This window comes from Pseudoduganella albidiflava (assembly GCF_004322755.1).
Classification (GTDB): domain Bacteria; phylum Pseudomonadota; class Gammaproteobacteria; order Burkholderiales; family Burkholderiaceae_D; genus Rugamonas; species Rugamonas albidiflava.
The window spans coordinates 2,785,513-2,797,576 of record NZ_CP036401.1; the positions used below are offsets into that span (position 1 = coordinate 2,785,513).

The window sequence follows — 12,064 nt, forward strand, 5'->3', positions numbered from 1 at the left end:
AGGCATTTGCTCGGCCGTACGGCCGGCATTCTTCCCCGCGCCGGCGCTGGCGCTGTGCTCGCGAGATCTCGCCCGGCTTTCCCGGGCTCGGTGAGGAACTCCCAGCCGGCCGCCGGCCAGCTGGCCTCCCGGGCCCCATCCTTCCTGCCCATGCCGCCCGCCTGACCGGGCGGACCGATTCGCTCGCCCGGCCGCCGGCCGGGCCACTATTGCAGAGATACTCATGAAACCGAACATCGTCGTCTCGTCGCTGGACATGGACCGCCTGGAAGCCTTGCTCGACGCGCTGCCCGCGGCGCAGGCGCAGGCCCAGCAGGCACTGTTGCAGGAACTGTCGCGTGCCGACGTGGTGGAGCCGGAAGGCATGCCGCCGCACGTGGCCACCATGAATTCGCGGGTACGCTTCGTGCTCGACAAGGACCCCGTGGAGCACGACATGGTGCTGTCCTACCCGAGGGACATGGCAGGCGCCGCGGACCGGCTGTCGATCCTCACCCCGGTCGGCAGCGCGCTGCTCGGCCTGGAGACCGGCAAGAGCATCGCCTGGACGCGGCCCGATGGCGCCGCCTTCACCGTGAAGCTGCTGGAGGTGGTGTACCAGCCCGAGCGGGCCGGCGAACTGCACCGGTAACGGCGCGGCGGGCGGCGCTCAGGGTGCCGCTGCCGGCGCCGCCCCGTAGTACACCGGCGCGCCATCGAACACCACCTCGATCCGGTCCAGCACGAAGCCCGGATCGAGCGCATGCACGCGCAGCGTGTGCCGGCCCGGCGGCAGCGCCGGCAGCGGCAGCGTGCGCACCGCGCTGTTCGACAGCACGTTGCGTTTCCATTCGTCGCTGCGGCCCACGGTGGCGAAATCCAGCGTGACCGGTGCCTGGCCATCGAGCGAGACGGCAATGCGCAGCCTGCTGGCCGAGGTCAGCGCATGCACCGGCACGGCCACGATGCGCAAACGGGCCTCGGCCTTCGTGTGGCTGTGGAACGTGTACGCCAGGGCGGGGGCGCCGGCCGGGTCGTCGCGCGACGGCAGCGAGAAGCCGGCGCGCTGCGCGGTGCCGAGGCTGCCGACATCGACCGGCGTCCAGCCGCTGGCGCTGGCGGCCGTCGCCGGCAGCGTGATGATCCGCTCGTGTTCGGTGGGTACATCGGCTCCGGGCGCGAGCTGTACGCGGGCGGCGAGGCGGCGCTCGCCGCAGCCGACCTGCAGGCCGCCTGTTTCGCCGCGGCCGTCGTAGGTGACGGCGATGCGCTGCTCGTACCCGTTGGCGGCATCGAGCATGCCGCCGGCCGGCGACAGGCGCAGGCCGGCGGGCACCTGGCCGGCCGACCAGCGCAGCGGCGTGGCGCCGTACTGGATCACCGTCAGCGTTTTGGTCTCCGGCACGCCGCGCGTAAACCACAATGCGCCGCCCTGCGCCGACAGCGGCGAGGGGAAGGCCAGGGCGCAATCGCCACGCGCCGGCCCCGCATAGGTGGGGAAAACCGGCTCCATGAACACGGGCAGGCGGCGTGGCGCGGCGTCCATCATGCCGCGCCATTTGCCGCCGGCCAGCGCGTTGTAGTGCGCGGTATCGGCGGCGATCGCCTGCTGCGCCGCCTTCGCGGCCTGCGCGTAGTGCTGCGCGGACGGGCGGCCCATGCGGGCGTACTGCGCCGCCAGGTCCAGCTTCAGGATGCGCGCGTTCAGGTTCGCGCCGGCACGCACCGGGTACAGCACCAGCTGGAAGTACGCATCCTGGCGGTCGGCCGGCAGCGCGGCACCGATCGCCTGCGCGCGCGACACCAGCGCTTCATAGCGCGCCAGGCGCCGTTCCGCTTCCTCGCCGCCCGACTGCAGGTAGTCCGACTGGCGCGTGGGCGTGGTGGGCTCGGTCTGCGAAAAGCCCATGTATTCGGGCTTGCGCTCCCACGCCAGCGCATGGAACTCGCGCATCACGCCGGCGATGGCGGTTGCCTGGGCGGCGCCGAACTGCTGCACGAACCACGCCTCCATGTGGGCGTGGGCGGGGCGGTCCAGCTGGCGCTTGTCGAAGGCGGCGTCGAGGAAATACTGGGCCAGGTATTCACCCGGCTTGATGTCGCCGACGTTGGCCACCCAGACGCGGTCGGTGCCGGTGGCGATGGCGCGCTGCAGCTGGTCGCGCACCAGGCCCGGCGCCGTGGTGGCGAGCCACAGGTAGTCGTGCGGGCGGCCCCAGTAGGACAGGTGATAGTACAGCCCGGTGCCGCCGCCGCGCGCCGCTTCCCGGGGTGTGCTCAGCTGGTGCAGGTAGCCGTAGTTGTCGTCCGGCCAGACCAGGGTGATATCGTCCGGCACTTGCAGGCCGCTGTTGTAGATGTCGAGGACTTCCTTGTACACCGTCAGTGCCTGCGGGATCTGCGGCAGCGGCTTGCGCCAGGCCTCGGCCAGCAGCTTGCGCTGCACCGCCATCGCCGCGCCGACGCCGGCACGCGCTTCGTCGATCGTGTCCGCGCCTTCCATCGCCGAATCGTGCACGCCGCGGATGCCCATCGAGTACATCGCCTCCGCGCCCTTCGTTTCATCGACGCGGGTCTTCCAGTAGCGGGTGATGGCTTCGCGGTTGGTGAAGAAGTTGAAGTCGCCATCGCGCTTGTTCCACTCGCGCACGTTGTTGCGCATCATCGGCTCGGCATGCGATGTGCCGACGATGATGGCGTAATCCTTCGCCACCTGTGCGTTGCCGGGGACCTGGTAGAACGGCTTCGTCGAGTCGTGCATGGCGGGCCACACCAGGTTGGCCTTCAGGCGCCACAGCAGCTCGAAGATGCGCGCATAGGTCGCCGGGCCGATATCGCCGGCGGGGTCGTACGTCTTCGCGGCCCATGGCTGCAGGCCCCAGTCCTCGTCGTTGAGGAAAATGCCCCGGTAGCGCACCGATGGCGTATCGGACAGGATGTTCTCGCCGCGTACGGCGACATGCCCGCGCGCCGCCGGCTTCACGTCGGCCCACCATTCCCACGCGGAGACGCCCAGTTCGCGGGTCAGGTCGACCGCGCCGAACACGGCGCCGCGCACGTCCGAGCCGGCGATCACCAGCAGCCGCGTGCCCGGCCTGGCGCGCGAGACGATGCCGACCCGCTGGTACCTTTCCCACTGGCCGGCCAGCGCGGAGAAGTCCAGCCCTTCGGCGCGGGCGATCCCGCGCAGCAGCGCCGAATCGTGCCGGCCGATGACGACGCAGACCTCCCTGCAGTCTTCCAGCTTGCCGGCGCGGCCCGCCTCGCCGCCGCCGACCGCGCGCAAGTCGCGCCGCACGAGATCGGCCGCGATCCGCATCGTCGCGTGGTCTTCCGCCAGCACGGCGGCGGTGACCCCATCGCGCGCCAGGTCGAAATCGGCGGCATGGACGTGGCTGGCGGAGAGCAGGGCAATGGCGAGGGCAAGGCAGGTTCGGCGAAGGGGCATGGAGCGTATCGGATCAGCTGTGGAACGCTGATATATTACGCTGCGGCGCTGCATAATCGTCGTGCCCATCGCTCATCATGGTGAGCGCATCGCGAGACCGGGATAGTGCCTGTTTCCGCTCAATTGAGCCACCCCAAGTGCAAGTTCCGGGGTCAGACCCGGCGGGTCTGACCCCGGCCCTTCGCTGTTGGGGTGAATGCACGTGCTTTCGATATGTCGAGTAACGCTTAACTAAATGGCATTAGGTACAGAGCCCTGTTCCGGACCACCATGAGGAGTCGTCATGTTACGTACGCTGACCGTTATATCGCTGTGCGCCGTGTCGCTGCACGCCTCGCCGGCCCGTGCCGATGAAGCCGGCCTGTGGAAGCGCCTGGCCGGCGGCGGCCATGTCGTGGTGATGCGCCATGCCGTCACCACGCCCGGCATCGGCGACCCTGCCGGCTTCAGACTGGGCGATTGCGCCACCCAGCGCAATCTGTCGCCGGCCGGGCGCGCCGATGCCGCCGCGATCGGCGCCGCCTTCCGCCGCCATGCGGTGCCGGTCGGCCACGTGCTGGCCAGCCGCTGGTGCCGCTGCGTGGACACGGCCGAACTGGCGTTCGGCCGCGTCGAACCGGCGCCGATGGTGGACTCGATCTGGCAGGAAGACGCCGCGGTGGCGGACCGCAAGACGGCCGCCGTGCGCCAGTACGTGGCTGCCTACCGCGCTCCGGGCAACCTGGTGCTGGTGACACATGACGTCAACGTGCGGGCGCTGACCGGTACCAGCCTGTCGCAGGGGGAGATGGTGGTGGCGCGGGCGCGGACCGACGGCAGCCTGGAGGTAGTCGGTACGCTCGGCGTGCCCAGGCGCCCCTGAAACGCCGGGCGTGCTAGCGGTACAACGCGAACAAACCCATCAGGATCAGCGTGAAGACGAGCCCGCCGACCAGCTGGCTGGCCGCGGCCGGCACGACGGCCGGGCTGCCGTGCATGACGTGGTCGCGTTTCCCGATGGCGAACGCTTCCTTCAGGTTTTCGGCGCGAACACGGCCGAGCGAAAGCATCCAGATGACGACCCTGCCGAGGTTGTACAGGAATAGCTCCATGAAGACGTACAGTACGAATTCAAGCATGCCGCAACTCCTCCAGATGTCGTTCGCGTGCCGTGGGACCAGCGTGCCCGCCGACGACCCCGTGACATTGCATTGACCGGCTTGCGGGCAGTGCGCCGGCACGCGCAGTGTACCGGCCCCGGCGCACCGATGGCAAGCGCCCCCCGTCGGCGTGATCTCCGGCACGCGGTTGGAGCATGCACGGCGGTCCAGCCGCGGTGAATGGTTGAGAATGATTCGTATTTACGATAAGATACTGATCTTTTGACAACCTCGATCCCCATGCGCACCGCTCTTCGCCCCCTCGCACTTCTCATCGCCGGGACGCTGCCCGCCGCCGCCAGCCTCGCGGAAACCGCAGCTGCCACGTTGCCGACGGTCGTCGTCACCGCCGAGGGGGAGGGCAACGAACAGGTGGCGAAGCGCGGCCGCGCCGGGCTGCTGGGCGAGCGCGACGTGCTGGACCAGCCGTTCAGCATCGTGTCCTACACGGCGCAGCGCATGCGCGACCAGCAGGCCGTCACGCTGGCCGAAGTGCTGGGGGGCGATTCGTCGGCCCGCTTCACGGGCCAGATCGGCGGCGTGACCGATTCGTTCTTCCTACGCGGCTTCCCCGTCAACGAGGGCAACCTGAGCGAAGTAGCGCTCGACGGCGTGTACGGCGTGTCGCCGAACTACCATCTGTTCACCGAATACCTGGAGCGCGTGGAGGTGCTGAAGGGCCCCGGCGCGCTGCTGTACGGGATGTCGCCGAACAGCGGCGTGGGCGGCGTCGTCAACGCCGTGCCGAAGCGTTCGCTGCGCCACGACCTCACGCGGCTGACCTTCGACTACGCCTCCGATACCCAGTTCGGCACCGCGGTCGACGTCAGCCGCCGGCAGGGCGACTTCGGCATCCGCTTCAACGCGCTGCACCGCCAGGGCGACACCCCGCTGGACAAGCAGGAGGCGCGCGCCGAAGTGGCCGCGCTGGCACTCGATTACCGAGGCCGGCGCCTGCGCGCCACGCTGGACCTGATCGGCCAGTACCGCAAGATCGATGCGCCCACCCGGCCGTTCCTCGTCAGCCCGGGGCTGCCGGTGCCGGCCGCGCCGGATGGCCGCCGCAACGTCACGCAGGAATGGGGCTGGTGGCGTTCGAGCGACGTGTCCACGCTCGGCCACGTGGAATACGACCTGTCGGACCGGGTGACGGTCTTCGCCGATCTGGGCGCCGCGAAATCGGACGTCGGCCGGCTTTCCGAGCAGACGCCCACCATCCTGAACGCGCAGGGCGACACGTCCGCCACGCCGACGCACTTCAAGTTCCAGATCAACCGCGCCGCGGCGGACGTGGGCTTGCGAGCCGCGCTGCGCACCGGGCAGGTCGAGCACGCGCTGGTGCTGATGGCGAACGCGTATCACGACCGCCTGGCCAATGCCAGCAACGCCGGGACCATTATCCGTTCCAGCATCTACGCACCGGTCGCGGTGGCGGCCCAGGCGGTGCCGGAACCGGCGCGCGTTCCCAAGCTGTCCGAGTCGACGCTGTCCAGCCTTGCCGTGGCCGATACGCTGGCCATGTTCGATGGCCGGCTGCAAGCCACGCTGGGCCTGCGCCGGCAAAGCGTGGAATCGGAGAACTTCCATGCCGCCACCGGCTTGCGCACGGCACGCTACGATGAAACCGCCGTCACGCCTCTGGCCGGCATCGTGTTCAAGGCCACGCCCCGGCTGTCGCTGTACGCCAACCACATCCAGGGCCTGAGCAAGGGCGATATCGCGCCCAACACGGCCAGCAACGCGGGGCAGGTGTTCGCGCCGTACAAGAGCCGCCAGGTCGAGATTGGCGCCAAGTCCGAGGCCGGCGGGCTGCTGGCCACGCTGGCCGTCTTCCAGATCACCAAGCCAAGCGGCCAGCTGTACGGCACCGTCTACAGTCCCGACAGCGAACAGCGCAACCGCGGGCTGGAACTGCACCTGTCGGGCAGCGTGGCGCCCGGCGTCCGGCTACTGGGCGGCGTGACGCTGATCGACGGGGAACTGACCCGTACCAACAACCCGGCCACGCTGGGCCGGCGCCCGCCGGGCGTGGCCAGGGCCATGGCGAACCTGGGCGGCGAATGGGACGCCGGCCCCGTCACGCTCACCGGCGCGCTCACTTACACGGGCAAGGAATACGTCGACCAGGCGAATCTGCAATCGGTACCGTCGTGGACCCGGGTGGATCTGGGCGCGCGCTGCACGACGGTGGTGGCAGGACGGGCGGTGACCCTGCGCGCGGGCCTGATGAATGCGTTCGACAGGCGCTACTGGGGCGGCGTGGCCTCCTATGGCACGCTGTCGCAGGCGGCGCCGCGCACCGTGCAGCTGAGCGCCGCGATCGACCTCTGAGCGCCAGCGGTGCCGCGCACCGCTCACTAGCGACCGGGACTGCGCCCGCAGGCCAGCGTCGTGTCGGCCGGCGCGAACGCGTCGCCGCGCGGCGTGCCGGGCCGTTCCGCCGACCGGTCGATCCAGCCCAGCGCGCGCCGCCATTCGCGGGCCAGCAGGTCGCGCGGATCCCAGCGGCCGTCGCTGCACAGCACCGTCGCCATCCGCGTGCGGCTGGCCGCGTTCAGGAACCAGCTCATCGGCGGGTCGTCGTTCAGCAGGCCGGCGCCGAAGTGGCCGGGGCGCTTGCGGTCCGCTTCCGGGTAGCGCAGTTCGATCACCCGGCCGGCCGCGCAGCCGCCCAGCAGGCGGATGGTTTCCGCTTCCAGCGCGTGGGCGCGGGCGGTGCGTGTCTGGTACAGCGCGAACGCCGGCGCGCTCAGCTCCATGGCGATCGGCAGCTTGCGCGACCTGGGCTGCGGCTTCGGATCGCAGATCCATTGGGCGCTGCCGGCCGGATCGTTTTCGATGACGATGACGACGATGCGCCGCGCCAGCGCCTGCTGCGCCGGCGTGCCGCCCTGCAGCTTGCCAATCATCGCATTCAGCGCGGCCACGCCGGAATTCTCGAAGTACCCGCCGTCGACCACATAGTCCCACACCGTGCCGCCGTCCGCGTGGCGGATCGCCGCCGCCGGGCTGACATAGGTGAAGCGGGCGGAGTTGTGGATGGCGCCGGCGCGCGTCAGGCGCGCCGTGGCCAGCGTGCCGTCGAACACGTCGTAGGCATCGGTCGGCACGAAGTGCAGGTCCGACTGCACCACCAGCCGGCCATCGCCGACCGTGGTGGTATTGAAGATGGTGCGCGGCAGTACGCTCGGCGTGCTCTCCGCCGCGCGCAGCGGCTGCGTGAACCAGGATGCCTGCGCCGGGCTGTGGCGCCGCCAGTCGCGCGCCCAGGCTTCTTCCAGGCCGCGCGAGCGGTCGCAGGCGACGCAGGGCCACGGCAGGAAGCGAGCGATGGTGTCGCTGTACAGCATCTGCGCCACGGCCGGCGCGAGGAAGTCGCGGGCCAGGAAGTCGGTCGGGCGCGGCGCCAGCGGGCCGCTGCCATCGGCCCCGGTCTCGCGCTCGGCCGCCAGCGCGGCCACGTAGGCGGCCAGCCCCAGGCTGCCGCCGGACACGCCGCTGACCGCATACACGTTGCGGGCGAATTCGCGGTCGCGCAGGCGCGCCTGGTTCTCCAGGTTGGTCAGCACCACGCCGGTCCAGAACGCGGCGCGCGAGGCGCCACCGGCGGCCGCGATCAGGTAGATCGGATCGTCGCCGCGTGGACCGCGGGCGGCATTCCACGCCTCCAGGTCTTCCGGGAAGGCGGGGCGGGCGCCACTGCCGGCCGGCACGCCGTCGCCCGCCACGAAGTGGTTTTCATTGAAGAACGACAGCACGAAGGCCAGCGCGAACGGCAGCAGCGCCAGCGACGGCCAGCCGCCGCTGCGTGGCCAGTAGGTCAGCACGACGCTGCCGAACAGTGTCCAGGAGCCGAGGGCGATCAGCACCAGCGCCGGCGAACCGATCGCGCGGGCGGCGGTTTCCCGGCCGACCACGGTGGCCAGCAGCACGCCGAAGGAAATCGCGAACATGGCCAGCACGGTTGCAATGGCGCCGCGACTGAGGCTGGCGAAGCGGGGGTAGGGATCGTCGTCGCGGCGCGACCAGCCGGCGTGCGCGGCCGGCAGGTGGCGCCGGAACACCACGAGCCCCAGGAAGGTGAAGGCCAGCGCCGCAGGCGCGACCCAGTAGCGCGGCGAAGGCGTGGCGAGCACGAAGAAGACCGTGATCGGCACCACCCCGAGCAGGCCCAGCACGCGGGGCAGCCAGCGCGCCGTGACATCGGCGAAGCGCTCCTCGATACATGGCCGCAGGCGGTCGCGCGGGAAACGCTTGCCGAGCATGATGCGGGCGCAGTACCAGCTGGCGAAGGCCCAGTAGGCCAGGGCGGCGATGAACAGCGCATAGCTGGGCGAGGCCAGCGGATCGGCGGTGCCCGCGCCATCGGGCTCGCCGAAGGCCACCAGCGTCTCGCGCGCCTGTTCCAGGCCGAGCAGGATGGCGTTGCCCGCCAGCGTGGTCAGCACCGGATACAGGCACAGGTTCAGCGCACCGGCCAGGAAGGCGGTGCGGGTCAGGCGTGGCGAAGTCGTGGCATCGGCGGTCATGGAAGTTCCCGCGGTGGTGTGGAGCACCGCGGGGCACAGCATGACAAAACGGGGCGGAAAACACAACCGCGCCACCCAGCGTGGCGCGGTCCTGCAAGCCGGTTCAGCGGCCCGTGCTGCGCAGCGCGACGGTGGCGGCTTGCAAGCCATCGGCCGTCACGCGCACCGTGATCGGCCCCCTGGCGCCGGGCTTGGCGCGCACGATGCCCAGCACCAGGCCGTTGAAGGCCGCGCGCTGCGGCGACTGGAACGACACGAAGCTGGTCGGGTCGCCGTTGTCGGTGGCGACCAGTTCGCCGGGGCCTTCGACCGTGAAGCGCACCGCATTGCTGGCGCGCGGCGCCGTCAGCCCGGCCTTGTCGGCCACGCGCACGGTGATGAACGACAGGTCCTTGCCGTCGCCGGCGATGGTGGCGCGGTCGGCGCTGGCCTGCAGCGCGGCGGGCGCGCCGGCCGTCTTCACGGACGAGCGGGCCCATTCCTTGCCCTCCCGGTAGGCCACCACCTCGATGGTGCCCGGTTCATAGGCGACGAAATCCCAGCGCAGGCGATAGGCGTACGGGGCCTTCTTCAGCCGGCCCTGCGACTTGCCGTTGACGAACAGCTCGGCCTCGTCGCCCGACGTGAACACGTGCACCGGCGTGATTTCGCCAACCCGGTCCGGCCACGTCCAGTGCGGCAGGATGTGCACCATCGGCAGCTCCGGGCGCCAGCGCGCCTGGTACAGGTAGAAGCGGTCCTTCTTGAAGCCGGCCAGGTCGACGATGCCGGAATATGAACTGCGCGCGCCGTAGTATGGCGTGGGCTCGCCCAGGTAGTCGAAACCGGTCCAGACGAATTCGCCGGCCGTGTACGGGTTCTGGTCGAGCGAGGCGAAGGCGCGGTCGGCCGAGCTGCCGAAGTCCGCGGCGAACAGTTCATAGGCCGAGACCTGCTGCGTCTTCGGATCGCCGCCGGCGCCGGGACGTACCGCGGCGCTCAGCGCGCCCGGCACCGGGAACTGGTACTCGCCGCGCGACGACAGGGCCGAGGCGCTTTCCGTGTGCAGGATCGCCTTGCCGGGGAATTTCTCGTGGAACGCCGGGAACTGGCCGGGCAGGGTGCGGATGCCGGTGCCCTGGTAGTTCAGGCTGATCACGTCCATCGTGGCCGGCAGCGGCATGTCCGGCTTGGCCCAGTTCATCGCCGTGGTGGCGGGGCGGCCATCCGGATCTTCCTCGTGCACGATGCCGACCAGCTTGCGGCCGATCGCCGCGCCATGCTCGCCGGTGTACTGCTCGCCCACCTCATTCCCCACGCTCCACATCACGATCGACGGATGGTTGCGGTCGCGCCGCAGCATCGAGCGCAGGTCCTGCTCGTGCCAGTCGGGGAAGATCAGGTGGAAGTCGAGCGGCGTCTTCTTGCGCTCCCATGAATCGAACACCTCGTTCTGCACCAGGATGCCCATGCGGTCGGTCAGGTCCAGCACCTGCGGGTCGGGCGGATTGTGGCTCATGCGCACTGCGTTGATGCCCATCTCCCGCATGATCTCCAGCTGGCGCTCGGCCGCGCGCACATTGAAGGCGGCGCCCAGCGCGCCCAGGTCGTGGTGGTTGTTCACGCCCCGGATCGGCACGTGCTCGCCGTTGACATACATGCCCTTGACGCCGTCGAAGCGCAGTTCGCGGATGCCGAACGGCGTTTCATAACGGTCCATCACGCGGCCGTTCTGGCGCACCGTGGTGACGGCCATGTAGCGGTTCGGCTTCTGGGTCGGCACCGGACCCCACAGGCGCGGGTTCTTCAGCGTGGTGTCGCCGGCCACCGTGGCGCTGGCGCCCGGCGCGACGGTCGTGGTGGGCGACACGACGGTGGCGACGGCCTTGCCGGTGATGCGCCCCTTGTCGTCCAGCGCATACAGTTCGGTGGTCACGTCGGCCGGGGCGGGCGCGCCGCCGGCATTGTCCAGCGTGACGTTCCATGCCACCTGCGCCGACTCCTTCGAGACTTTCGGCGTGCGCACCTGCACGCCCCACTGGCCCACGTGCAGCGGCGCGGTCTTCGTCAGCCATACGTTGCGGTACAGGCCCGCGCCGGGATACCAGCGCGCCGATTCCGGCGTGTTGTCGAGGCGGATCGCCAGCTGGTTGTCGCCCGGCTGGAGGTACTTCGTCAAGTCGATGCGGAACGAGTTGTAGCCGTAGGGCCAGCCGCCGGCCAGCCTGCCGTTAATCCAGACCGACGAATAGGCCATCGCGCCGTCGATGTCGAGGAAGACCGACTTGCCGGCGTCGGCGCCTGTCACGGTGATCTTGTTGCGGTACCAGGCCGGGCCCCACGTCTTCAGGCGCCCCATGCCGCCATACGGACCGGTGGCGAGGAACGGGCCTTCGATGGCCCAGTCGTGTGGCAGTGTCACGGCGCGCCAGGCGCTGTCGTCGAAACCGGCTTTCGCATAGGGCGCATCGATGGCCGGCTCATTGGCCGGGCGCGCGTGGCGCTTCGCCGGGTCCTTGATGAAGGCGTTGCCGGTCGGGAGGATCCATGGTTTCAGCAGCGGCGCGTTGCCGCGCGCGATGCGCGCCGCTTCTTCCGGCATCGCATCGGCCACCTTGCCGTCCGCCGATTCCTTCACTTCGGGGCGGATGTCGTACAGGTAGGGCGCCGAATTGCCGTCCGGGTCGCCCAGGTGGAACTTCCAGCCGTCGTTGAATGGAATGCGCTGGCGCGGCGACTGTTTGTCAGCCGCTTCCAGCGGTGCCGCCGTGGCGGTCATGACGGTGGCCGGCAGCGCGGCCAGGCACAGCGCCGCCAGCAACGGGCGTGCGAACCGGGCAGCCAGCGGCCGCCCATGGGGTACATGCTTCACGAATCCTCCAAGTTGTCTCGCTGCGCTGTCCGATGGGGCTTGGTAGCGTATATCAACGCCATCGCTCTCAGTCTTTGTGAGGCGCCGGTGCCATGATCCGCTTCCCCCGGCATTATCT

General features: G+C 70.0%; 7 protein-coding genes. 3 read left to right on the forward strand and 4 right to left on the reverse strand.

Features of this window, described 5'->3' with window-relative positions; translation table 11 throughout:
* The first annotated feature begins 223 nt into the window (after positions 1-223).
* On the forward strand, positions 224-631 hold the full coding sequence (rnk, locus tag EYF70_RS11645) for a nucleoside diphosphate kinase regulator (RefSeq protein ID WP_174800398.1): 408 nt from the start codon (positions 224-226) through the stop codon (positions 629-631).
* Between the two features lie 18 nt (positions 632-649).
* Here rnk and EYF70_RS11650 read toward each other — a convergent pair whose 3' ends face one another.
* Positions 650-3,427, reverse strand: a complete 2,778-nt coding sequence (locus EYF70_RS11650) for a glycosyl hydrolase 115 family protein (protein WP_131145555.1) — start codon at positions 3,425-3,427, stop codon at positions 650-652.
* 283 nt (positions 3,428-3,710) lie between these two features.
* Here EYF70_RS11650 and EYF70_RS11655 point away from each other — a divergent pair, with 283 nt between their 5' ends.
* Positions 3,711-4,289, forward strand: coding sequence for a histidine phosphatase family protein (locus EYF70_RS11655; RefSeq protein WP_218943772.1), 579 nt, complete (start codon positions 3,711-3,713; stop codon positions 4,287-4,289).
* Positions 4,290-4,302: 13 nt separating this feature from the next.
* Here the strand turns inward: EYF70_RS11655 and EYF70_RS11660 are convergent, their stop codons facing one another.
* Complete coding sequence (locus tag EYF70_RS11660; protein ID WP_131145556.1) at positions 4,303-4,545, reverse strand: hypothetical protein; 243 nt, start codon at positions 4,543-4,545, stop codon at positions 4,303-4,305.
* A gap of 261 nt (positions 4,546-4,806) precedes the next feature.
* Between EYF70_RS11660 and EYF70_RS11665 the strand changes: the two genes are divergently transcribed.
* Positions 4,807-6,897 carry a TonB-dependent receptor gene (locus EYF70_RS11665; protein WP_131145557.1) on the forward strand — a complete coding sequence of 697 codons (2,091 nt, stop codon included), beginning with the start codon at positions 4,807-4,809 and terminating at the stop codon, positions 6,895-6,897.
* Positions 6,898-6,923: 26 nt separating this feature from the next.
* On the opposite strand, the gene EYF70_RS11670 is transcribed toward EYF70_RS11665, so the two are convergent.
* Both EYF70_RS11670 and galB read right to left on the reverse strand, forming a co-directional pair.
* Positions 6,924-9,095 carry a hypothetical protein gene (locus EYF70_RS11670; RefSeq protein ID WP_131145558.1) on the reverse strand — a complete coding sequence of 724 codons (2,172 nt, stop codon included), beginning with the start codon at positions 9,093-9,095 and terminating at the stop codon, positions 6,924-6,926.
* A 103-nt stretch (positions 9,096-9,198) separates the two neighbouring features.
* The gene (galB, locus tag EYF70_RS11675) at positions 9,199-11,946 is read right to left on the reverse strand and encodes a beta-galactosidase GalB (RefSeq protein ID WP_229420821.1); all 2,748 of its coding nucleotides are present in this window, start codon (positions 11,944-11,946) and stop codon (positions 9,199-9,201) included.
* Between the last annotated feature and the right edge of the window lie 118 nt (positions 11,947-12,064).